This is a genomic window from Allobosea sp. NPDC055594 (assembly GCF_053618995.1).
Genome location: NZ_JBSHIO010000005.1, coordinates 129085 through 149831 on the forward strand (window position 1 = coordinate 129085; position 20747 = coordinate 149831).

22 protein-coding genes are annotated in these 20747 nt (G+C 67.5%); 13 read left to right on the forward strand and 9 right to left on the reverse strand.

All coding sequences use genetic code 11. The features are described from left to right. Positions 1–84: 84 nt before the first annotated feature. Entirely contained in the window at positions 85–966 is an 882-nt protein-coding gene (locus tag ACWGRX_RS12180; protein WP_452117746.1) for a beta-keto acid cleavage family enzyme, read from the forward strand. Here ACWGRX_RS12180 and pdxR read toward each other — a convergent pair. Then, a complete protein-coding gene (gene pdxR / locus ACWGRX_RS12185) occupies positions 950–2410 on the reverse strand; it encodes a MocR-like pyridoxine biosynthesis transcription factor PdxR (RefSeq protein WP_452117747.1) in 1461 nt (486 codons plus the stop codon). The two genes, ACWGRX_RS12180 and pdxR, sit on opposite strands and share 17 nt — an antisense overlap. Positions 2411–2509: 99 nt before the next feature. Between pdxR and ACWGRX_RS12190 the strand changes: the two genes are divergently transcribed. From ACWGRX_RS12190 to ACWGRX_RS12235, 10 genes are all read left to right on the forward strand, one after another. Beyond that, positions 2510–3145 (forward strand): FMN-binding negative transcriptional regulator, encoded by a 636-nt coding sequence (locus ACWGRX_RS12190; protein WP_452117748.1) that lies wholly within the window; start codon positions 2510–2512, stop codon positions 3143–3145. Beyond that, the gene (locus ACWGRX_RS12195) at positions 3142–3921 is read left to right on the forward strand and encodes a YggS family pyridoxal phosphate-dependent enzyme (RefSeq protein WP_452117749.1); all 780 of its coding nucleotides are present in this window, start codon (positions 3142–3144) and stop codon (positions 3919–3921) included. Before ACWGRX_RS12190 ends, ACWGRX_RS12195 begins: the two co-directional genes overlap by 4 nt. A gap of 88 nt (positions 3922–4009) precedes the next feature. Continuing rightward, positions 4010–5374, forward strand: a complete 1365-nt coding sequence (locus ACWGRX_RS12200) for an ABC1 kinase family protein (RefSeq protein ID WP_452117750.1) — start codon at positions 4010–4012, stop codon at positions 5372–5374. Between the two features lie 61 nt (positions 5375–5435). Then, positions 5436–6059, forward strand: a complete 624-nt coding sequence (locus tag ACWGRX_RS12205; RefSeq protein WP_452117751.1) for a hypothetical protein — start codon at positions 5436–5438, stop codon at positions 6057–6059. A 163-nt stretch (positions 6060–6222) separates the two neighbouring features. Then, a complete protein-coding gene (locus ACWGRX_RS12210) occupies positions 6223–6510 on the forward strand; it encodes an aa3-type cytochrome c oxidase subunit IV (protein WP_291636890.1) in 288 nt (95 codons plus the stop codon). A 22-nt stretch (positions 6511–6532) separates the two neighbouring features. Beyond that, entirely contained in the window at positions 6533–7672 is a 1140-nt protein-coding gene (locus ACWGRX_RS12215; protein WP_291646952.1) for a Re/Si-specific NAD(P)(+) transhydrogenase subunit alpha, read from the forward strand. A 25-nt stretch (positions 7673–7697) separates the two neighbouring features. Beyond that, a complete protein-coding gene (locus ACWGRX_RS12220) occupies positions 7698–8129 on the forward strand; it encodes an NAD(P) transhydrogenase subunit alpha part 2 (protein ID WP_291636894.1) in 432 nt (143 codons plus the stop codon). Positions 8130–8133: 4 nt separating this feature from the next. Next, complete coding sequence (locus ACWGRX_RS12225; RefSeq protein ID WP_291636897.1) at positions 8134–9540, forward strand: NAD(P)(+) transhydrogenase (Re/Si-specific) subunit beta; 1407 nt, start codon at positions 8134–8136, stop codon at positions 9538–9540. Positions 9541–9606: 66 nt separating this feature from the next. Then, complete coding sequence (locus ACWGRX_RS12230) at positions 9607–10089, forward strand: GNAT family N-acetyltransferase (protein WP_452117752.1); 483 nt, start codon at positions 9607–9609, stop codon at positions 10087–10089. Continuing rightward, positions 10086–10940 (forward strand): alpha/beta hydrolase, encoded by an 855-nt coding sequence (locus ACWGRX_RS12235; protein WP_452117753.1) that lies wholly within the window; start codon positions 10086–10088, stop codon positions 10938–10940. Before ACWGRX_RS12230 ends, ACWGRX_RS12235 begins: the two co-directional genes overlap by 4 nt. A 128-nt stretch (positions 10941–11068) precedes the next feature. Here the strand turns inward: ACWGRX_RS12235 and ACWGRX_RS12240 are convergent, their stop codons facing one another. From ACWGRX_RS12240 to ACWGRX_RS12260, 5 genes are all read right to left on the reverse strand, one after another. Then, positions 11069–11926 (reverse strand): tetratricopeptide repeat protein, encoded by an 858-nt coding sequence (locus ACWGRX_RS12240; protein WP_291636903.1) that lies wholly within the window; start codon positions 11924–11926, stop codon positions 11069–11071. A 191-nt stretch (positions 11927–12117) separates the two neighbouring features. After that, complete coding sequence (gene rpsU / locus ACWGRX_RS12245; RefSeq protein ID WP_291636905.1) at positions 12118–12351, reverse strand: 30S ribosomal protein S21; 234 nt, start codon at positions 12349–12351, stop codon at positions 12118–12120. Positions 12352–12518: 167 nt separating this feature from the next. Continuing rightward, entirely contained in the window at positions 12519–13619 is a 1101-nt protein-coding gene (locus tag ACWGRX_RS12250; protein WP_452117754.1) for a 5-(carboxyamino)imidazole ribonucleotide synthase, read from the reverse strand. Next, positions 13616–14113: a 5-(carboxyamino)imidazole ribonucleotide mutase gene (gene purE / locus ACWGRX_RS12255; protein ID WP_452117755.1), complete on the reverse strand. Its 498-nt coding sequence runs from the start codon at positions 14111–14113 to the stop codon at positions 13616–13618. The genes ACWGRX_RS12250 and purE overlap by 4 nt, the downstream gene beginning before the upstream one ends. Positions 14114–14214: 101 nt before the next feature. Continuing rightward, positions 14215–14433, reverse strand: a complete 219-nt coding sequence (locus tag ACWGRX_RS12260; protein WP_291636911.1) for a YdcH family protein — start codon at positions 14431–14433, stop codon at positions 14215–14217. A gap of 227 nt (positions 14434–14660) precedes the next feature. Between ACWGRX_RS12260 and ACWGRX_RS12265 the strand changes: the two genes are divergently transcribed. After that, entirely contained in the window at positions 14661–14849 is a 189-nt protein-coding gene (locus ACWGRX_RS12265; RefSeq protein ID WP_291636913.1) for a YdcH family protein, read from the forward strand. Positions 14850–14987: 138 nt separating this feature from the next. Here ACWGRX_RS12265 and ACWGRX_RS12270 read toward each other — a convergent pair whose 3' ends face one another. After that, positions 14988–16616, reverse strand: coding sequence for an acyl-CoA synthetase (locus tag ACWGRX_RS12270; protein WP_452117756.1), 1629 nt, complete (start codon positions 16614–16616; stop codon positions 14988–14990). Positions 16617–16732: 116 nt separating this feature from the next. Then, positions 16733–17491, reverse strand: a complete 759-nt coding sequence (locus tag ACWGRX_RS12275) for a sulfite exporter TauE/SafE family protein (protein WP_452117757.1) — start codon at positions 17489–17491, stop codon at positions 16733–16735. A 194-nt stretch (positions 17492–17685) separates the two neighbouring features. Here ACWGRX_RS12275 and ACWGRX_RS12280 point away from each other — a divergent pair, with 194 nt between their 5' ends. Then, positions 17686–19602: a propionyl-CoA synthetase gene (locus ACWGRX_RS12280; protein WP_452117758.1), complete on the forward strand. Its 1917-nt coding sequence runs from the start codon at positions 17686–17688 to the stop codon at positions 19600–19602. A gap of 164 nt (positions 19603–19766) precedes the next feature. Here the strand turns inward: ACWGRX_RS12280 and ACWGRX_RS12285 are convergent, their stop codons facing one another. After that, entirely contained in the window at positions 19767–20660 is an 894-nt protein-coding gene (locus ACWGRX_RS12285) for an MBL fold metallo-hydrolase (protein WP_452117759.1), read from the reverse strand. Positions 20661–20747 lie beyond the last annotated feature (87 nt).

Below are 20747 nucleotides of genomic sequence, written 5' to 3' on the forward strand. Positions count from 1 at the left end.
CCCTGACGAGGCTTGCGCTCGAGACGTTGGGCGCCGAGGAGGGGACGCTGACGTGTTCGCGACAGCGCTGGGAGGAGTAAGGGAATGAAGATGCCGATCTGGGTCGAGGCCGCGATCAACGGTCCCTGGGGCAAGGAGCGCCAGCCCGGCATCCCGATCGCGATCGAGGAGATCGTCGCTGACGGGATCGCGGCCGTCGAGGCCGGGGCGGCGATTGTCCATCTGCATGTCTACGACGTTGAGACCGGCCGTCAGCGCGACGACTGGGGGCTCTATGCCCGGGCGATAGAAGGCATACGGGCGAAGGTCGATGCCATCGTCTATCCGACCATCCCGATCATGGGCTCTGGTTACGCTGGCGACATGCACGGTTCCGGCCGCTACACGCATCTCGAGGAGCTTGCGAAGCGTGGGCTCGTCGAATGGGGCGTGCTCGATCCCGGCTCCTGCAACTGGATGACCTATGCCGGCATGCCCGAGGGCGAGGCCGGCTTCATCTACCAGAATCCGGGCGAGCATATCCGCGAGGGTATGGAGGTGGCGCAGCGCCACAAGGTCCATCCGAGCTTCGCGATCTACGAGCCGGGCTTCACCCGGCTCGGTGCCGGGCTGGCCAAGGCCTATCCGGGCATGCCGATGCCGATCTACCGGCTGATGTTCTCCGATGCCTTCGCCTGGGGCTTTCCGCCGAAGCTCTTCGGACTCGAAGCGCATCTTGCCTTGCTCGACGAATGTGCGCCCGGCGCTCCGGTGATGATCGCCGGGCTCGGCGTCGAGCTCGGCGAGCTGATCCCGCACGCGGTGGCGCGCGGTGTTCATGTCCGCGCCGGGCTGGAGGATGCGCATTTCGGCGAGACGCGCAGCAATCGCGCGTTGATCGCCGAGCTGGTCGCCCGCGTCGAGGCGGCGGGAGGCCGGCCGGCGAGCACTGCCGAAGTGCGCGCCGACCTCAAGGCGCGCGGCTGAACGCCTCGACAAGTTCGGCCAGGATTGCGACGCCGCGCTCGATCTCCTGCGGCTCGACGCTGGCATAACCGATGACGAGGCCGGCCATGTCCGGCCGGGCGGCGGTTTCGGGGGACATGTAGAGCGGGCCGATCGGGTAGACGCCGATGCCGCGCTCGCGCCCCCGCGCGACGAAGGCGAGTTCATCCGCGGCCCCGATGTCGCGGAACCAGAGGACGACATGCAGGCCGGCATCGGCGCCGGAGACGACGATGCGGTCACCGAGCCGGCGGGAGAGCGCAGCGAGCAGGGTGGCCCGCCGCTCGGCATTGCGCCGCCGGCTGCGGCGGATATGGCGCTCATAGGCCCCGCTTTCGAGCAGGATCGTCAGCGCCTGCTGCTCGAGTCCGGGCGCGTGACGATCGGCCAACGCCTTGGCGGTGGTGAAGATGGGGGCGAGGGCCGGCGGCAGGACGAGATAGCCGAGCCGGATCGTCGGCGAGAGCGCCTTGGAGACGGTGCCGAGATAGATGATCTCGCTGCCCTCGGCGAGCGCGTGGAGCGGCGGAACCGGGGCGATATCGTAACGGTATTCGCTGTCGTAATCGTCCTCGACGATACAGGCGCCGCAGCGGCGAGCCCAGGCGAGCAGTTCGAGCCGGCGGGCGACCGGCATCACCCCGCCGAGCGGATACTGGTGCGAGGGCGTGACATAGGCGAGCCGGGCGGAAAGTGAGGCGAGCCGGTCGGTCCGGAGCCCGTCCTGATCGGCCTCGACCGGAATCGCGACGCCACCCGCCGCGGCGAAGACCTGCCGCGCCATGCCATAGCAGGGATCCTCGACGACGAAGCTCTCGCCGGGTTCGAGCAGAAGCCGGGCGCAAAGGTCGAGCCCCTGCTGCGAGCCGTTGACGATGACGATCTGCTCCATCTCGCAGCGCAGGCTGCGGGCCCGCCAGAGATAGCCCTGAAGGGCCTGGCGCAGTTCTTCCGCGCCCGCCGGGGCGTCATAGCTCAGCCGCTGTGGCCGACGGCTCGCCGCCATGGCGACGGCCCGTTTCCAGATATCGGCTGGGAAGTCGGTGGAGGCGAGGTCGCCATAGCGGAAATCGGCGACGAGCCCGGCCGACCCTGGTGGGCGCGCTGGCAGGGCCATCGCCGCGATGCGTTCGCCGAAGCGGGAGAGGGCCGGCCTTGCCGCGTTCACGCCATCGCCGGGCGTTTCCGGCTTGGCTGCTGCGGGCATGGCTGCGACACGGGCGCGAGCGCCCTGGCGGCCGGTGATGAAGCCTTCCGAATGGAGCTGCTCATAGGCGGCCGTCACGGTGGTACGGGATACGCCGAGCTCGGTGGCGAGCGTGCGGGTCGAGGGCAGGCAGGCGCCGGGGCGATAGACGCCGGTGCCGATCTGCGCCTTCAGCGCGGCGTAGATGTCCCGCGCGCGCTGGGGCCGAGCCGAGATCACATCGCCACCTTGTCAACTGGACCAGGTAAAAATCTATAAACTGGACGTTTCATGCGGTCCAGTATCTTCCTATCCTGCGCCTGTTCGACAGGATCAGTCATGTACACACCGCCAGCCTTCCGCGAAGACGATACCGCCGCCCTGCACGCTCTGATGCGCGCCGCCCGCCTCTGCAATTTTGTCACGGCGACGGCGGAGGGGCCGATGGCGACGCCGTTGCCGCTGTTTCTCGACGAGAGCGAGGGGGCTTTCGGCACGCTTTATGGACATATCGCCAGGCCCAACCCGCAATGGCAGGTACCGGTTCTGGGCGAGGCCATGGCGATTTTCATGGGGCCGGACGCCTATGTCACGCCGAGCTGGTATGCGGCCAAGCGCGAGCACGGCAAGGTCGTGCCGACCTGGAATTACATCGCGGTGCAGGCCTCGGGACCGGTCGAGTTCTTCGAGGATCCGGAGCGGCTGCGCGCGGCGGTCACGCGCCTGACGAATCTGTACGAGCGGCCCCGGATCGAAGCCTGGGCGGTGTCGGATGCGCCGGAGCCCTTCATCGCGGCGCAGCTGCGCGGCATCGTCGGGCTGCGCATGCCGATCACGCGGCTCGTGGGCAAGCGCAAGATGAGCCAGAACCGCAGCGCCGAGGACCGCTCCGGCGTCGTCGCCGGCCTGCGCCAGGGCGAGCGCGCTAGCGACCATGTCGTGGCCGAGCTGGTGGCTGAAGGAGGCGTGGCATGAACATCGTCGCATCGGTTTCGGGGGAGCTCGAAGCCCGCTTCGGCTCCGATCCCGAGACCATGTTCAGGCAGAATCTCGCCGCTGTCCGCGAGCGCATTGCCGCGGCCTGCCGGCGTGCCGGGCGCGATCCGGATTCGGTGCGGCTGCTGCCGATCAGCAAGACCGTGCCGGCGCAGATGCTGCGCCATGCCTTCGCCGCCGGCCTCGACCGGTTCGGCGAGAACAAGATCCAGGAGGCGCAGGGCAAGCAGGAGGCGCTCGCCGACCTGCCGGTGGCGTGGAGCATCGTCGGTCATCTGCAGAGCAACAAGGTCCGCAACCTGACCCATTTTGCCGTCGAGTTTCATGCTCTGGACAGCCTGAAGCTCGCGGCGCTGCTCGACGCCCGGCTGGCGGCGGAAGGGCGCAGCCTCGACGTCTATGTCCAGGTCAATACCTCGGGCGAGGAGAGCAAATACGGGCTGCATCCCGATGCCTTGCGCGATTTCGTCGCGGCGCTGCCGGACTTCCCCAGGCTCAGGCCGCGCGGGCTGATGACCTTGGCGCTGTTCAGCGACGAGATGGAGCGGGTGCGACCCTGTTTTCGCCTGCTGCGCCGGCTCCGCGACGAGGCGGTGCAGCTGCATCCGGGCCTCGGCGAGCTCTCCATGGGCATGTCCGGCGATTTCGAAGCGGCGATCGAGGAAGGCGCCGACGTGGTCAGGGTCGGGCAGGCGATCTTCGGCAAGCGCCCGACGGCGAACGGGCATTACTGGCCGGGGCTGGCGCCGGGCTGAGCCGGCTCTGGGGGCGACGAGGGCTGGAGCTTGGCCGGGGCGCCACCTACATTGGCCGGACAAGCCCGCTCAGGCCCAGCGAGACCCGATGTCCGAACGCGATAGCGAAGCCAACCGATTTTCCGCCCGCGCCGCGCGCTATGCCCGCGTCGGCGCCAATGTCGGCGGGGTTGCGGCGCGGATCGCCGGCACGAAGCTGTTCGGGCTCGAAGGCCGCAACGCGACCAATGCCGAGGCGCTGGCCAAGGCGCTCGGCGGCCTGAAGGGGCCGCTGATGAAGGTGGCGCAGCTCGTCGCGACGATTCCGGACGTCGTGCCGCCCGAATACGCCGCCGAGCTGCAGAAGCTGCAATCGGAGGCGCCCCCAATGGGCGCGGCCTTCGTCAAGCGCCGCATGCAGGCCGAACTCGGGGCTAACTGGCGCGAGCGCTTCGGCGCGTTCGAGCTGAAGCCGGCGGCGGCAGCCTCGCTCGGCCAGGTGCACCGCGCCACCTCGCTCGATGGAGCGCCTCTGGCCTGCAAGCTGCAGTATCCCGACATGGAATCGGCGGTCGAGGCCGATATCGCCCAGCTCGAAATCCTGTTCGGCCTGCACCGGCGCATGGGCGCGGTGATCGACACCAGCGAGATCGCCAAGGAGATCAGCGCCCGCGTTCGCGAGGAACTCGACTACCGGCGCGAGGCCAGGCACGTCGCCCTCTACCAGCGCATGCTCGCCGAAACGCCGGAGGTGCGGGTGCCGGGCGTGGTCGCCGAATTGTCGACGCGGCGGCTGCTGACCATGCACTGGCTCGATGGCGACAAGATCCTCGCCCACAAGCAGGCGAGCCAGGCGGTTCGGGACCGGATTTCGACTGCGATGTTCCGGGCCTGGTGGCGGCCCTTCAGCCACCACGGCGTCATCCATGGCGACCCGCATCTCGGGAACTACACCGTCTTCCAGGAAGGCGGCGAGCCTGAAGGCATCAACCTGCTCGATTATGGCTGCATCCGGATCTTTCCGCCGAGCTTCGTCGGCGGCGTCGTCGACCTCTATCGCGGCCTGCTCGAAGGTGACGAGGCGCGTGTCGTGCATGCCTACGAGGTCTGGGGCTTCAAGGCACTGACCAAGGAGCTGATCGACACGCTGAACATCTGGGCGCGCTTCATCTATGGGCCGCTGCTGGAGGATCGCACGCGCCGGATCGCCGAGGGCGTCAGCCCGGCCGAATATGGCCGCAAGCAGGCCTTCCAGGTCCACAGCGCGCTGAAGGCGCGCGGGCCGGTGACGGTGCCGCGCGAATTCGTCTTCATGGACCGCGCCGCGATCGGGCTCGGCGGCGTCTTCCTGCATCTCGACGCAGAGCTGAATTTCCACCGGCTGTTCGAGCAGGAGATCGAGAATTTCAGCGTGGCGCGGGTCGCCGGCGCGCAGGGCGCGGCCCTTTCCGCGGCGGGGCTGGCCGCAGCCTGAGCACCTGCGCCATATTGCCTCATGCCGGCACAAGGCTCGTGCAGTGCGGCAGGGGGCGGACATGGCCAGGCAGGGCGCGGAGGCCGAGGCGAAGACGGGCGGCGAGCGCCGCCGCTACGAATTGTTCGTGCGGCGCGGCCCGGGCGGTTTCGTGCTGAAGCAGAGCGATGAAGGCGTCGGGCTGGACGGTGATCTCCTGTTCTGGAGCACGCCGCAAGGCGAGGTCGCCAGGCCGTTCTCCGAGATCTCCGGCGTGCATCTGTCGACGGTGCATATCGCCCGGCAGGGCGATTTCGGCACCTGTTTGATCGCGTTCTCGGGGGCGCCGCCGCTGATCGTCAGCTCCAATACCGCCTATGGCTATGCCGACGAGGAGCGTAACCAGACCTACCGCGCCTTCCTGGAGGACCTGCACGCGACGCTCGCCATGCGCCTGCCCGGCAAGGTCCGCTATTCCTCCGGGGTCAGCGAGGCGCGCATCGCCTTCATCCAGGTGATGCTGATCGTCATGGGGCTGCTGATGGTCGCTCTGCCGCTCGTGCTGCTGGCGATGACCGGCGAATTGAGCATGCTCTGGGTCATCTTCGTCGGCTTCGCCTTCGTCTCGGGCTATTTCCGCTGGGTCCAGAGGAACGCGCCCCGGACCTATGAGCCGGCCAGGATTCCCGCCGATCTGCTGCCTTGAAGCAAGGTGCGGCGAAGCTTTCCGGCGGCACCCCCTGACGTCACGTCGCTTTCCCCGGTGATTGCCTAGGGATGAGGCAAACGGCATGGTGTCATGCGTTGCCATCGGCCGCGCCAGTGCGCTACAGGGCAACAGGATTTTTATCGAGCAGGGACCATTTTTCATGGCCGACCACGGACAGCACGCCGCCGACATTCCGCAGATGGACTATGCGGAGCACGAGGGCACCTATCATGGCTTCGTGCGCTTCGCCGAGATCGCCACGATCGCCTGCCTAGCCATCGTCACGGCGCTGGCCGTCGGCGGCACCAAGCATGCCTGGGGCACCGCGATCATCGGCACGCTGCTGACGCTGATCAGCACCGGTATCGGCATCGCCGCGCCGTCGGTGGGCTGGCGCGCGCCTGCCGTTCCGTTCGGTCTGATGCTGCTCGCGCTCCTCCTCCTGTAAAGCCTGAAAGGCCCGGCCTCCCATGCGCATTGCTGTCCCCGCGGAAACGCAAGGGGCGGAGACCCGCGTCGCCGCGACGCCGGAAACCGTCCGTAAGTTCATCGGCCTCGGTGCCGAGGTCGTGGTTGAGAAAGGTGCCGGCGCTGCTTCCGGCATCAGCGATGCGGACTATGAGGCGGCTGGCGCAAAAACCGCGGCAGGCGCGGCCGAAACGCTCGCCGGCGCGACGATCGTGCTGAAGGTGCGCCGTCCGGCCGAGGCCGAGATCGCCGGACTGCCCGCCGGTGCGCTCGTGGTCGGCATCATGGATCCCTATGGCAGCGAAGCGCAGGTCGAGGCTCTGGCCAAGGCCAATGTCGCCGCCTTCGCCATGGAGTTCATGCCGCGCATCACGCGTGCGCAGGTGATGGACGTTCTGTCCTCGCAGGCGAACCTCGCCGGCTACCGCGCCGTTGTCGACGCCGCGGCCGAGTATGGCCGGGCGCTGCCGATGATGATGACCGCTGCAGGCACCGTGCCGGCGGCGAAGATCTTCATCATGGGCGTCGGCGTCGCCGGCCTGCAGGCGATCGCCACCGCGCGCCGCATGGGCGCGATCGTCACCGCGACCGACGTCCGGCCGGCGACCAAGGAACAGGTCGAATCGCTCGGCGCCAAGTTCCTCGCTGTCGAGGACGAGGAGTTCAAGCAGGCGCAGACCGCCGGCGGCTACGCCAAGGAGATGTCCAAGGAGTATCAGGCCAAGCAGGCCGAGCTGACGGCGAGCCATATCGCCAAGCAGGACATCGTCATCACCACCGCGCTGATTCCCGGACGGCCGGCGCCGAAGCTGATTTCGGCCGCGATGGTCGAGAGCATGAAGGCGGGCTCGGTGATCGTCGACCTCGCGGTCGAGCGCGGCGGCAATTGCGAGCTTGCCAAGCCCGGCGAGACGGTGACGACCGCCAATGGCGTCAAGATCGTCGGCCATCTCAACGTGCCGGGCCGGCTGCCGGCGACCTCGTCCAGCCTCTACGCCAAGAACCTCTTCGCCTTCGTCGAGACCCTGATCGACAAGAAGGAGAGGAAGCTTGCGGTGAACTGGGATGACGAACTCGTCAAGGCGACCTGCCTGACCAGGGACGGCGCCGTCATCCATCCGAATTTCGCGGCCAAGGCCTGAGCGGTCGACGAGGGAGTGTCAAACCATGGCTAATCCGACCCCCGAACAGGCGCTCGAACAGGCCCGCTCAGCCGCTGCGCTTGCCAAGCAGGCCGCCGAGCTCGCCGAGAAGTACGCCGAGCAGGCGGCGCACGCCGCCGGCGCCGCGACCGGCGTCGACCCGACGGTCTTCCGCCTCGCCATCTTCGTCCTCGCCGTCTTCGTCGGCTACTACGTGGTCTGGTCGGTGACACCGGCCCTGCACACGCCGCTGATGTCGGTCACCAACGCGATCTCCTCGGTCATCGTCGTCGGCGCGCTGCTCGCGGTCGGCGTCCAGGCTGCGCCCGCTTTGGGCGACGGCCCGCTCTGGGCCAAGGTATTCGGCTTCGTCGCCCTCGTGCTCGCCTCCGTGAACATCTTCGGCGGCTTCCTCGTCACAGAGCGTATGCTCGCGATGTACAAGAAGAAGGGCTGAGCGCATGGCCGCGAACCTCTCCGCCCTGCTCTACGTCGTCTCGGGCGTCCTCTTCATCATGGCCCTGCGCGGGCTGTCGCATCCGACGACCTCGCGCCAGGGCAATCTCTACGGCATGGTCGGCATGGCGATCGCCGTGCTGACCACGGTGATCTTCTATCCGCCGGCCGGCTTCTCCGGCTGGCTGCTCGTCATCCTCGGCATCGCCATCGGCGGCGGCATCGGCGCCTTCATGGCCAAGCGCGTGCAGATGACCCAGATGCCGCAGCTCGTCGCCTTCTTCCACTCGCTGGTCGGCCTCGCCGCCGTGCTGGTGGCAGCCGCCGCGCTCTATGCGCCCGAAGCCTTCGGCATCGGCCAGGTCGGCAAGATCAAGGGCGCCAGCCTGTTCGAGATGGGGCTCGGCGTCGCCATCGGCGCGATCACCTTCACCGGTTCGATCATCGCCTTCCTCAAGCTCGACGGGCGCATGAGCGGCAAGCCGATCATGCTGCCGCAACGCCATGCCATCAATATCGGCCTCGGCATCGCGCTCGTGGTGATGCTGCTGATCTTCCTGCAGACGGAAAGCCATGTCCTGTTCTGGCTGATCGTGCTGGTCTCCTTCGCCCTCGGCATCCTGCTGATCATCCCGATCGGCGGCGCGGACATGCCGGTCGTCGTCTCGATGCTGAACTCCTATTCGGGTTGGGCGGCGGCGGGCATCGGCTTCACGCTCGGCAACATGGCGCTGATCATCACCGGCGCGCTGGTCGGCTCCTCCGGCGCGATCCTGTCCTACATCATGTGCAAGGCGATGAACCGGAGCTTCATCTCCGTCATCCTCGGCGGCTTCGGCGGCGACGATGCCGCGGCCGGTCCGGGTGGCGCGGTGGAAGCGCGCCCGGTCAAGCAGGGCTCGCCCGACGATGCCGCCTACATCATGAAGAATGCCGGCAAGGTCCTGATCGTTCCGGGCTATGGCATGGCGGTGGCGCAGGCCCAGCACGCGCTGCGCGAGATGGCGGACCTCCTCAAGAAGGAGGGCGTCGAGGTCAAGTACGCGATCCATCCGGTGGCGGGCCGCATGCCCGGCCATATGAACGTGCTGCTGGCGGAAGCCAATGTGCCCTATGACGAGGTCTTCGAGCTCGAGGACATCAACTCCGAGTTCGGCCAAGCCGACGTCGCCTTCGTCATCGGTGCCAACGACGTTACCAACCCGGCTGCCAAGACCGACAAGTCCTCGCCGATCTATGGCATGCCGATCCTCGACGTCGAGAAGGCCAAGACCGTGCTGTTCATCAAGCGCGGCATGGCGGCCGGCTATGCCGGCGTCGAGAACGAGCTGTTCTTCCGCCCCAATACGATGATGCTGTTCGGCGACGCCAAGAAGGTCACCGACGAGATCGTCAAGGCGATGGCGCACTGAGCGCCCGCCATAGCAATGACGCAAAGGGCCGGCTTCCATGCCGGCCCTTTTTTTGTTGGAAGCTCCATGCCTGAACTGCCGATCCGCTCTTTCGAACCGCAGGACCGCGAGGCGGTCATCGCCTTGCACTGGGAACTCAACCGCCATGAGCAGACCGTCTCCGGCGACCGTGCGCTCGAGCGGGAAGATGCCGAGGCCTGCCTCGCCGATGACGAGAAGCAGATGGCCAGCCGCGGCGGTGTGGCGCTGGTCGCGCTGATTGACGGCGCGGTCGCCGGCTATGTCTGTTGCGTCCTGACCAATGGCGGGCCGTTCCTGCGCGCCGAGCTGCGGCGGCAGGCCTATGTCACCACTCTGGTGGTCGGCGAGCCCTATCGCGGACGCCGCGTCGCTGCGGCGCTTCTGGGCGAGGCGGAGCGCTACGCGCGCGGGCAGGGCGTCGCGGCGCTGGGTGTCGGCGTGCTCGCCGGCAATGCGGGCGCTGAGCGGCTCTACCAGCGCTTCGGCTTCGCGCCGCATGCCGTCGAAATGGTCAAGCGGCTGCGATGAGGCGCCTCCTCGCCATCGTCGCGGTCGCCCTGGCCTGCGCCTATGCCGGCGTGCTGGGCCTGCTCTACGTCAAGCAGCGCGATCTGCTCTATCCGCGCAATCCGGCGCGCGCCGAAATCGCCGCGGCCAATCTGCCCGGCGTCGAGGAGGTCCGGCTGACCGCGGCCGATGGCGAGACGCTGATCGCCTGGGTGGTGCCGCCGCGCGAGGGCAAGCCCGTGTTGCTGTTCTTCCATGGCAATGCCGGGAATTTCGGCGGGCCGGGACGGCAGGCACGCTTTCGGGCGCTGACCCAGGACGGAACCGGGCTGTTCGCGGTGAACTATCGCGGCTATGGCGGCTCGACGGGCGCGCCGAGCGAGGCGGGGCTTGAGCAGGACGCGCTCGCCGCCTATGACGCCGCCATGGCCCGCTTCGGCGCCGACAGGCTGGTCGGATATGGCGAATCGCTCGGTACCGGGGTGATTCTCAAGCTCGCCGCCAGCAAAGCGCTCAGGGCCGTGATCCTCGAGGCGCCCTATATGTCGACGGCCGCTGTGGCACAGCAGATCTATCCCTATGTGCCGGTCGCCCTGCTGATGCACGACCAGTTCCGCTCGGACCTGGCGATCGGCAAGGTGCGTGGGCCGGTGCTGGTCCTGCATGGCGTGCGCGACACCGTGATCCCCTATAGCCAGGGCGAGACGCTGTTTGCGCTGGCGAATGCGCCGAAGCGTTTCGTCCGCTTCCCGGAAGGAAACCATGGAAATCTGGTTTCGCAGGGCTCGGTGCCGGAAATCCGGCGCTTCCTGGCCGATGCCGCGGCCGGTGCGCTGACCGGAAGCGAGATTCTGGTCGCCGCGACGCCTTAGATCGCCGCGCGTCCGTTCGGACGCGGTCACGGCGATCTATCTCAGTGTTGTCGCATCGGAGCTTTCCGAAAGGTGGATTCCACTTTTCGGTCCGATGCTATAGGCCGGCGGCGGCCGACCTGGTGCCGCTACATCCGGAACAGGCCGCCGCCGCCGAGACGGCTCTGGCCGGCGCGGGCGGTCTGGTTGTTGCCGTCGAGGCCGAGCGCGCGCTGATAGGCCTCGCTGGCCTCCGTCTTCTTGCCGAGTTTCTCGAAGGCGAAGCCGCGGCCGGCCCAAGCGTCGGCGTTGCGGTTGTCGACGTTCAGCGCGGCGGTGAAGTCCTCGAGCGCCGATTCATACTTTCCGAGCGCGTTCAGGCTCTGGCCGCGCGCGATATAGGGCGGTGCGTTGTAAGGGTTGCGGTCGATCACCGAGTCGAAATCGGTGACGGCATGCTGGTGCTGACCCTCCTTCTGGTAGACCAGCCCGCGCGCATGGAACGCCTCGGCCGATTCCGGATTGAGGCGGATCGCGGTGTTCAGATCGGCCAACGCCTGCTGGCTGTTGCCCTGAGCGCGCAGCAGATTGGCGCGGCCGATATAGGCCGGGCTGTAATTCGGATTAGCGGTGGTGGCGCGGTTGAAATCCTGCAGGGCGCCGTCGTTGCGGCCGGTCTGGCGCAGGGCCAGCGCGCGATTGGTGAAGGCCGGCGCGAAGTTCGGGTCGAGCTGGGTCGCCTTGCCGAAATCGGAGATCGCGTCCGAATAGCGGCCGATGCGAGCATAGGCGGCGCCCCGGGTATTATACGCCTGCGGATCGTTCGGGTTGCGGTTGATGACTTCGGTCAGCGAGCCGATGTTGACGCTTGCCGTTTCCGTGTTCTCGGTCTGCAGCTCGGCGATCCCGGCGCCGGAGTTCATGCTGACCGTGTCGCAGCCGGCCAGTGCGGTGGCGAGGCCCATAGCGACCAGCCAGTTCCGGCCTCGGAAGATGCTCTGTCTCATCACTCTCGGCTCATGTCCCTTCTTGTGCCGCCCGCTCCCGGCGCAGCGCTGATCCGCGATCAAACGCCGAAAGCGTGACAACTTTTGGTTAACGCGGCTCGAAAAAGCAACAACGCCCGCGAAAGCGGGCGAAGGTCGGATGACGGATCAGGACTGTTCCGGCCGCAGCCGGTGCCGGATGTTGGGGCCGCTCAGGGGCGCTTCGGCTTCACCGGCGCGGGCAGCAGGCCCTCGCGCTGGAGCTTCTTGCGGATCAGTTTGCGGGCGCGGCGGACGGCCTCGGCCTGCTCGCGTGCCTTCTTCTCGGAGGGCTTCTCGTAGTGGCCGCGGAGCTTCATCTCGCGGAAGATGCCTTCGCGCTGCATCTTCTTCTTCAGCGCGCGCAGCGCCTGGTCGACATTATTGTCCCGAACGAGAACCTGCACGTCTTTGGTCCGTGGTTATTGGGTTGGCCGGAATAGTGGGCGGCTGGCCTTCGACGAAAACCTGCCAGAACGGCCGTGCCGATATCAGAATTCCTAGACCCTGTCCACGCCGCAACGCCACGGAAATCGGATGATGACGCCGGATTATCGGGCCTTTCCGAGGCCGTTCAATCGACCGCGGGCATGATGCGCGTGACATGCCCCATCTTGCGGCCCGGCCGTGCCTCGCGCTTGCCATAAAGGTGCAGATGCGCGTTCGGCTCGGCCAAAATGGCGCGCCAGTCATGGACCCGGTCGCCGATCAGGTTCTCCATCGTGACATGGCCGCGCCGCGTTGTGGCGCCGAGCGGGAAGCCGCAGACGGCGCGGATATGCTGGTGGAATTGCGAGGTCTGCGCGCCCTCGCTGGTCCAGTGGCCGGAATTATGGACGCGCGGGGCGATCTCGTTGACCACGACCTGCTCGCCGGAGCTGGTCTCGACGAGGAAGAACTCGACGGCGAAGACGCCGACATAGCCGAGGGCCTCGCCGATCCGCCTGGCTGCATCGATCGCGGTTGCGGCTGCTGCGGTGCCGAGGCGCGCCGGTACGCTGGTCAGCGCCAGGATGTGATCGCGGTGCTCGTTCTCGCAGACATCGAAGGCGGCGAAGCTGCCGTCGAGCCCGCGGGCCGCGACGACCGAGACCTCGCGGACGAAGCTGACGAAGCCTTCGAGAATGGCCGGGAAATGCCCGATCTCTTCCCAGGCCTGAGCGAGATCGGTGTCGGCGCCGATCTTGACCTGGCCCTTGCCGTCATAGCCGAAGCGGCGCGTCTTCAGCACGCTCGGCCGGCCGAGCGCAGCGACGGCCTGCTCGAGCTCGGCCAGCGAATCGACCGGGCGGAAAGGCGCGACGGCGAGCCCGAGCTCAGAGACGAAGCGCTTCTCGCTGAGGCGGTCCTGCGTCACCGCGAGCGCCCGGGCGCCGGGGTGCAGCGGGGTGCGCGCCGCGAGGAAGGCGGCGGTGGCCGCCGGAACGTTCTCGAACTCGTAGGTCACCACATCGACCGCGTCGGCGAAGGTCGCCAGAGCCGCTTCGTCCTCATAGGCGCCGATGGTGTGGCGGGCCGCGACCTCATAGGCCGGGCTGTCAGGCTCGGGTGCGAAGATATGGGCGCGGACGCCGAGATCGGCCGCGGCCAGCGCCAGCATCCGGGCGAGCTGGCCGCCGCCGAGGATGCCGAGCACGGCGCCGGGGGCAAGTCCGCTGGAATTGGGGCGTTTCATTGGCCGTCCACCGGCTGGAGCGCGACGGCCTCGCTCTGGCGCCGGCGCCAGGCATCGAGGCGCTCGGCTAGAGCGCTGTCGCTCAGCGCGAGAACGGCGGCGGCGAGGAGGGCGGCGTTGACGGCGCCGGCGCGACCGATGGCGAGCGTTCCGACGGGGATGCCGGCCGGCATCTGTACGATCGAGAGCAGGCTGTCCTGCCCGGAAAGCGCCTTGGATTCGACAGGCACGCCGAAAACGGGCAGCGGCGTCAGCGAAGCCGCCATGCCGGGCAGGTGGGCGGCGCCGCCGGCACCGGCGATCACGACCTTGTAGCCCCTGGCCTTGGCGCCCTTGGCGAAGTCGAACAGGCGCTCCGGCGTGCGATGTGCCGAGACGATCAGCGCCTCATGCCCGATCTCGAGCGCGGAAAGCGTCTCGGCGGCGTGACGCATGGTCGCCCAGTCGGACTGGCTGCCCATGATGATGGCGACGGGAGGGGTCGGATCGGCCATGAAATGCTCGCTTCCCGGAAGGGAGGGGAAGGGGGCGATCTAGACCGGCGGGGCCGCTGCAAGCAAGGGCGGAATCGGCGGCAGAGCCGAATCCTTCCAGCTCAGGCGATGATGTCGGGGGTGAGCTGGTCCTCGAGATGGGCGATGCGGTCGCGCAGATAGAGCTTGCGCTTCTTCAGGCGCTGGACCTGGATCTGGTTGATGGCGCCAAGCCGTTCCAGCGCGTCGATGGCGCTGTCGAGGTCGCGGTGCTCGTCGCGCAGCCGCACCAGCTCGGCCATCAGGACCTCGATCTCCTCGGCGCTCAACTCGAATCCCATAAGCCGTCTCAACATCGCCGCGATCGCTGCCGACTATGCGCAGGCCGGAGCGGCGCGGCAAGAGCGCCGCGACGGTGACGCAGGGTGGTCCGCTTCGAATCATCGGCTTTGGAAGAAGCCAGGAAGGGATCACGAAAACTCATGTTGCGCTGCACGGCTGCCCCGCAGACGTGAAGCCGGCTCTGTGTCAGAGTTGTCTTGCCAGAACGCTCATCAGGAGGATCCAGATGTCGCTGCAGACCCATCTCGCCGAGCTCGAACGCAAGCATCGCCAGCTCGAGGAGGCCATCGCCCAGGCGGTCGCCAGTCCCTCGTCCGACGATCTCGGCGTGGCCGAACTCAAGCGAAAGAAGCTGCTGCTGAAGGATGAGATCGAGCGCGTGCGGCAAACCATGCCGACACCGACGTTGCATTGAATTCCGGGCGGGCCGCCGGTCCGCATCAATCCCGCGCTCAGGCGCGATCACCGGCCCCGCAAGGGGCCGGCTTTTTTGTGCGGGCGGGCTGTCCGGTCGGCTCCGGGCCTCACAAGGCGTCCGCTCTGCCTGACGTCGTCAGAGCGCCCGCGCCATCTCGCGCAGCTTGAATTTCTGGATCTTGCCGGTCGAGGTCTTCGGGACTTCGGTGAAGACCACGGTGCGCGGGCATTTGAACGAGGCGAGCAGGGTCTTGCACCAGGCGACGATCTCGTCCTGCGTGGCCGTTTGCCCCGGCTTCAGCTCAACGAAGGCGCAGGGCGTCTCGCCCCATTTCTCGTCGGGGCGGGCGACGACGGCGGCGGCCTGCACAGCCGGGTGCTTGTAGAGTGCGTCCTCGACCTCGATCGAGGAGATGTTCTCGCCGCCGGAGATGATGATGTCCTTGGAGCGGTCCTTGAGCTGGATATAGCCGTCGGGATGGACGACGCCGAGATCGCCGGAGTGGAACCAGCCACCCTCGAAGGCGGCCTTGGTCGATTTAGGGTTCTTCAGATAGCCCTTCATCACGACATTGCCGCGGAACATCACCTCGCCGAGGCTCTGGCCGTCGCGCGGGACCGGCTTCATCGTCTCGGGGTCGAGCACGTCGAGGCCCTCCAGCGCAGGATAGCGCACGCCCTGGCGTGCCTTGAGGGCCGCTTGCTCGGAGCCGGGCAGTGCGTCCCAGGCGTCGTTCCACTCGTTGACCACGGCGGGGCCGTAGACTTCGGTCAGCCCGTAGAGATGGACGACCTGGAAGCCCGCCTGCGCCATGCCGGCGAGCACCGCCTCCGGCGGCGGCGCGGCGGCGGTGAAGAAGTTCACCTTCTGGGGGAAGCTGCGGCGCTCGGCATCGGGCGCGTTCAGCAGCGTCGACATCACGATTGGCGCGCCGCACATATGGGTGACGCCATGGTCGGCGAGCGCGTCATACATCGCCTTGGCCCGGACCTGACGCAGGCAGACATGGGTGCCGGCGAGCAGCGAGATCGTCCAGGGGAAGCACCAGCCATTGCAGTGGAACATCGGCAAGGTCCAGAGATAGACCGGATGCCGGCCCATGCCGCCGGTGAGCACGTTCGAGGTCGCCAAGAGATTGGCGCCGCGATGGTGGTAGACCACGCCCTTGGGGTCGCCGGTGGTGCCGGAGGTGTAGTTCAGCGCGATCGCGTCCCATTCGTCCCCCGGCATCAGCCAGTCGAAATCGGGATCGCCCTTGGCGAGGAAGTCCTCGTATTCGACGCTACCGAGGCGCTCGCCCGGGCCGTCAAAGACCGGGTCGTCATAGTCGATCACCAGCGGCTTGACCTTGCAGAGCGCCAGCGCCTCCCTGACCGTCTTCGAGAATTCCCGGTCGGCGATCAACACCTTGGCGCCGCCATGATCGAGCGAGAAGGCGATGATCGCCGCGTCGAGCCTGGTGTTCAGCGTGTTGAGGACGGCGCCGCACATCGGCACCCCGTAATGGCATTCGAGCATGGCCGGGGTGTTCGGCAGCATCGCCGCGACGGTGTCGTTCTTGCCGATGCCGTGCTGCGCCAGCGCTGAGGCGAGCCGGCGGGTGCGGGCATAGAGCTCTGCATAATTGCGGCGCAGCGTGCCGTGGATCACGGCGATCTGCTGCGGGAAGACGGCGGCGGCGCGCTCGAGGAAGGGCAATGGCGAGAGCGGCTGGAAATTCGCGGGGTTGCGGTCGAGATCGGTATCGTAGGGCGATGCGGTCATCGGGGCGCTCTTCTGCCGGAATGTTGCCGCAGCTTTAACCATCGAGGCGCGGCCCTGTAATTCATCCCTTTTGCCGATGCGGCGCAATGTCCGGCCGGGAAGGGGGCGGGCGCGGCTCAGCCGAGGAGCGGCCGCAGCCCCTCATAGATCAGCTTCAGCCCGACTGCGACCAGCAGCCAGTAGATCAGCGTGTAGAAGCGCTCGGCCGGGACGCGCCGCACCAACCAGACGCCGGCGAGCGTTGAGAGGATCGCGACCGGGAAGAGCACGGCCGAGGCGGTGAGGTTCTGCGGGCTGAACTGGCCGAGGATGAAATAGGGCAGCACCTTGATCCAGTTCATCAACGCGAAGAACAGCGCACCGGTGCCGACGAAGACGGCCGGCGGCAGGCGCTGCGGCATCACATAGATCTGGAAGGGCGGCCCGCCGGCATGGGCGATCATGCTGGTGAAGCCGCAGGCCACGCCCCAGAAGGTGCCGGCCGAATAGTTCGCCTTGGTCACCGGGGCCGCGGTGGCTTTGCCGCCGAGCAGGCGGCGCAGCGCGAAGCCGATCGAGATCACCCCGACCGCGAACCCGACCGCGGCGTCGGAGACCTTCGCCGCCAGGAGATAGCCGGCGAGCACGCCGAGCAGCATGCCGGGGATCAGCGTCGCCAGGTTCCGCCGATCGAATTCTTGGCGATAGGACCAGACGGTGACGACATCCTGCACGATCAGGATCGGCAGCATGATCGCCGCCGCCTGCACCGGCGAGACGATCAGCGCCATCAGCGGCAGGGAGAGCAGGCCGAGCCCCGAGAATCCGCCCTTGGAGAGACCCATCAGCACGACGGCCGGGACCATGACGGCAAAGAAGGTGAGATCGAAATTCATGGCCCATCACGGCTGCGGCCCGGCGGCCGGCGGGTGCGGCGCCTCCCATACGGGCTGCGCTGAAAGTCTGACATGCGGACGCTTGCGCCGAAGGGGAGAGAGTGGGCACGATCCGACGCGCCAAATCCGGCCCCCAGACGGCCCGCCCGGAGCCAAGCTCTAGGCCGAAAATCCGGCGAAGAGGAACGCATTTCATGACTGCCAGCCATGCAAGCCGCTACAGCGAAACCTATTCCGCCTGGCGGCGCGATCCGGAAGCCTATTGGGGCGAGATCGCTGGGGGTATCGAGTGGATCAGGCCACCGCAGCGGATCTTCGACGGAGAGGCCGGCATTTATGGGCGCTGGTTCCCCGATGCGAGCTGCAACACCTGCTTCAATGCGCTCGACCGGCATGTCCGCGATGGCAGGGGTGAGCAGGCGGCGCTGATCTACGACAGCCCGGTCACCGGCACCAAGGCGGCTTACAGCTACGCGCAAATGCTCGACGAGGTCGCGACGCTCGCCGCCGTGCTGCAGGAATTCGGCGTCGGCAAGGGTGACCGCGTCATCATCTACATGCCGATGATCCCGGAGGCGGCCTTCGCCATGCTGGCCTGCGCCCGCATCGGGGCCGTGCATTCGGTGGTGTTCGGAGGCTTTGCCGCCAAGGAATTGGCGACGCGGATCGACGACGCCAAGCCGAAGCTGATCCTGACCGCGTCCTGCGGCATCGAGCCGAGCCGCATCGTCGAGTACAAGCCGCTGCTCGATGGCGCGATCGATCTCGCCAGCCACAAGCCGCAGGCCTGCCTCGTGCTACAGCGGCCGCAGGCCGAGGCCTCGATGCATGCCACGCGTGACCGCAACTGGCGCGCCATGGTCGGCGCCGCCCGGGCCAATGGCCGCAAGGCGGAGTGCGTCGAGGTCGCGGCGACCGATCCGCTCTATGTGCTCTACACCTCGGGCACGACCGGCAAGCCCAAGGGTGTGGTCCGCGACAATGGCGGCCACATGGTCGCGCTGCTCGCGACGATGAGCCAGCTCTACGATATCCGCCCGGGCGAGGTGATGTTCACCGCTTCCGATGTCGGCTGGGTCGTCGGCCACAGCTACATCGTCTACGGACCGCTGATCCAGGGTGCGACCTCGATTCTCTATGAGGGCAAGCCGGTCGGCACGCCCGATCCCGGTGCCTTCTGGCGGGTGATCTCGGAATACAAGGCGGTGGCGATGTTCACCGCGCCGACGGCGTTTCGCGCGATCCGCAAGGAGGATCCGGAGGCGAAGCATCTTGCCGCCTATGACCTCTCGCATTTCCGCACATTATTCCTCGCGGGCGAGCGGGCTGATCCCGATACGCTGAAATGGGCGGAAGATGTGTTGAAGGTGCCGGTGGTCGACCATTGGTGGCAGACCGAGACCGGCTCCTGCATCGTCGGCAATCCGGTCGGCCTCGGCCTGCTGCCGATCAAGCACGGTTCGCCAAGCGTGCCGCTGCCGGGCTATGACGTGCAGTGCCTCGACGAGGGCGGAAGGCCGGTCGCGGCGGGGACGATGGGCGCGATCGTGCTGAAGCTGCCGCTGCCACCCGGCGCCCTGCCGACGCTGTGGAACGACGATGCCCGGTTCCGCAGCGCATATCTCGAGGCCTATCCCGGCTACTACAACACTTCGGATGCGGGCTTCATCGACGAGGACGGCTACGTCTTCATCATGGGGCGCACCGACGACATCATCAATGTCGCCGGCCACCGGCTCTCGACCGGCGGCATGGAGGAGGTGCTGGCCTCGCATCCGGCCGTCGCCGAATGCGCGGTCGTCGGCATCAAGGACGCCCTCAAGGGCGAGCAGCCCTGCGGCTTCGTCGTGCTCAAGGCCGGGGTGACGCAGGCGCCGGACCAGGTCGAGAAGGAGCTGGTCGGGCTGGTGCGCGACAAGATCGGCCCGGTCGCCGCCTTCAAGATCGCGATCACCGTCGGGCGCCTGCCGAAGACGCGCTCCGGCAAGATCCTGCGCGCGACGATGAAGAAGATCGCCGATGGCGAGGACTACGCGGTGCCGGCGACGATCGAGGACATCGCGGTGCTGGGCGAGATCGGCATTGCGCTGAAGGGCAGGGGGCTGGGCTGACGCCGCGCCGAAAAATCTGGATCGTAGACGCTCTCGTCATTCCGGCCACAGTGCAGCGGAGCGCCGGAATCCATCGTAGGGAACGGCGCTCTATGGTGGATTCCGGGTCTGCGCCACGTCCGCGGCTAGCCTGGAATGACGGAGAACTTGCCAGTCGCGAGTGATCAAAAGCCGATCGTCGCGCCGTTCCAGCGCAGCAGGCGGCCGGGCAGTTCCAGCCGCATCAGATCCTCGCCGATGATCAGCGGGCCGGCATAGCCGCCGGCACGGATCTCGTCGGCGAGGGCGGCTGTGTCGGCGCTGGGCGGGACGAGATGGGTCAGGGCCAGGGCCCCGGCGCCGGAGCGCAGCGCGAGCCCTGCCACGATCGCCGGGGTCATGTGATAGCTCTGCACCGAAGCGACGGTTTGCGCCGAGCGCACCCCGGCGACGACCGGCATCTGGCTGTCGATGAAGACCTCGCAGACCAGGAGGTCGCAGCCTTGCGCCGCCCGCTCCAGCGAAGGCGTCAGGCGGGTATCGCCGGAGAAGACGATGCGGCTGCCATTGGCCGACAGTTCGAGCCCGAAGGCGGGTTCGACCGGGCGGTGATCGACGAGGAAGGCCTTGACTTGGAGGGCGTCCAGTCCGGCGACAGGACCCTCGTGCAACTCCTCAAAGACGACTTCCAGGCCCGTGGCGTCGGGCCGCTTCTCGAAGGCGACACGCAGGGCGCGCTCGCGGGCGAAGGCCTCGTACTGCCCACGCATATTGGCGAGCGCCGGGGCAGGGGCCAGCACGCGCCAGGGGCGGTCTCGGCCCTGATGCCAGGAGGAGACGACGAGCTGATAGAAGTCCACGAGATGGTCGGAATGTTCATGTGTGACGATCAGCGCGTCGATCCTGGCGCCGGCACGGCCGGCGGCGACGAGGCGCTGGCTGACGCCCGAGCCGCAATCGATCAGGACGCTGGTGCCGCCCGCCTCGACGAGATGCGCCGGGCCGGCCCGGCGCAGGCTGACCGGCGGCGCACCGGTCCCCAGGAAGGTGAAGGCGAGATCGGCTGCGGACGGCGTCATCGCCGGAGATTGGCAAAGCGAAGGGGCGTCGGCAAGCCGGACGGGGCCGGGTTTCCGGTCGCGGTCGGTGCTTTGTTGATTGGTATT

What these genes read in the sequence shown, in the direction of transcription:
- ACWGRX_RS12180 (WP_452117746.1), top strand. Translation starts at nt 85, where the DNA reads ATGAAGATGCCGATCTGGGTCGAGGCCGCGATCAACGGTCCCTGGGGC.
- ACWGRX_RS12190 (WP_452117748.1), top strand. Translation starts at nt 2,510, where the DNA reads ATGTACACACCGCCAGCCTTCCGCGAAGACGATACCGCCGCCCTGCAC.
- ACWGRX_RS12195 (WP_452117749.1), top strand. Translation starts at nt 3,142, where the DNA reads ATGAACATCGTCGCATCGGTTTCGGGGGAGCTCGAAGCCCGCTTCGGC.
- ACWGRX_RS12200 (WP_452117750.1), top strand. Translation starts at nt 4,010, where the DNA reads ATGTCCGAACGCGATAGCGAAGCCAACCGATTTTCCGCCCGCGCCGCG.
- ACWGRX_RS12205 (WP_452117751.1), top strand. Translation starts at nt 5,436, where the DNA reads ATGGCCAGGCAGGGCGCGGAGGCCGAGGCGAAGACGGGCGGCGAGCGC.
- ACWGRX_RS12210 (WP_291636890.1), top strand. Translation starts at nt 6,223, where the DNA reads ATGGCCGACCACGGACAGCACGCCGCCGACATTCCGCAGATGGACTAT.
- ACWGRX_RS12215 (WP_291646952.1), top strand. Translation starts at nt 6,533, where the DNA reads ATGCGCATTGCTGTCCCCGCGGAAACGCAAGGGGCGGAGACCCGCGTC.
- ACWGRX_RS12220 (WP_291636894.1), top strand. Translation starts at nt 7,698, where the DNA reads ATGGCTAATCCGACCCCCGAACAGGCGCTCGAACAGGCCCGCTCAGCC.
- ACWGRX_RS12225 (WP_291636897.1), top strand. Translation starts at nt 8,134, where the DNA reads ATGGCCGCGAACCTCTCCGCCCTGCTCTACGTCGTCTCGGGCGTCCTC.
- ACWGRX_RS12230 (WP_452117752.1), top strand. Translation starts at nt 9,607, where the DNA reads ATGCCTGAACTGCCGATCCGCTCTTTCGAACCGCAGGACCGCGAGGCG.
- ACWGRX_RS12235 (WP_452117753.1), top strand. Translation starts at nt 10,086, where the DNA reads ATGAGGCGCCTCCTCGCCATCGTCGCGGTCGCCCTGGCCTGCGCCTAT.
- ACWGRX_RS12240 (WP_291636903.1), bottom strand. Translation starts at nt 11,926, where the DNA reads ATGAGACAGAGCATCTTCCGAGGCCGGAACTGGCTGGTCGCTATGGGC.
- ACWGRX_RS12250 (WP_452117754.1), bottom strand. Translation starts at nt 13,619, where the DNA reads ATGAAACGCCCCAATTCCAGCGGACTTGCCCCCGGCGCCGTGCTCGGC.
- purE (WP_452117755.1), bottom strand. Translation starts at nt 14,113, where the DNA reads ATGGCCGATCCGACCCCTCCCGTCGCCATCATCATGGGCAGCCAGTCC.
- ACWGRX_RS12260 (WP_291636911.1), bottom strand. Translation starts at nt 14,433, where the DNA reads ATGGGATTCGAGTTGAGCGCCGAGGAGATCGAGGTCCTGATGGCCGAG.
- ACWGRX_RS12265 (WP_291636913.1), top strand. Translation starts at nt 14,661, where the DNA reads ATGTCGCTGCAGACCCATCTCGCCGAGCTCGAACGCAAGCATCGCCAG.
- ACWGRX_RS12270 (WP_452117756.1), bottom strand. Translation starts at nt 16,616, where the DNA reads ATGACCGCATCGCCCTACGATACCGATCTCGACCGCAACCCCGCGAAT.
- ACWGRX_RS12275 (WP_452117757.1), bottom strand. Translation starts at nt 17,491, where the DNA reads ATGAATTTCGATCTCACCTTCTTTGCCGTCATGGTCCCGGCCGTCGTG.
- ACWGRX_RS12280 (WP_452117758.1), top strand. Translation starts at nt 17,686, where the DNA reads ATGACTGCCAGCCATGCAAGCCGCTACAGCGAAACCTATTCCGCCTGG.
- ACWGRX_RS12285 (WP_452117759.1), bottom strand. Translation starts at nt 20,660, where the DNA reads ATGACGCCGTCCGCAGCCGATCTCGCCTTCACCTTCCTGGGGACCGGT.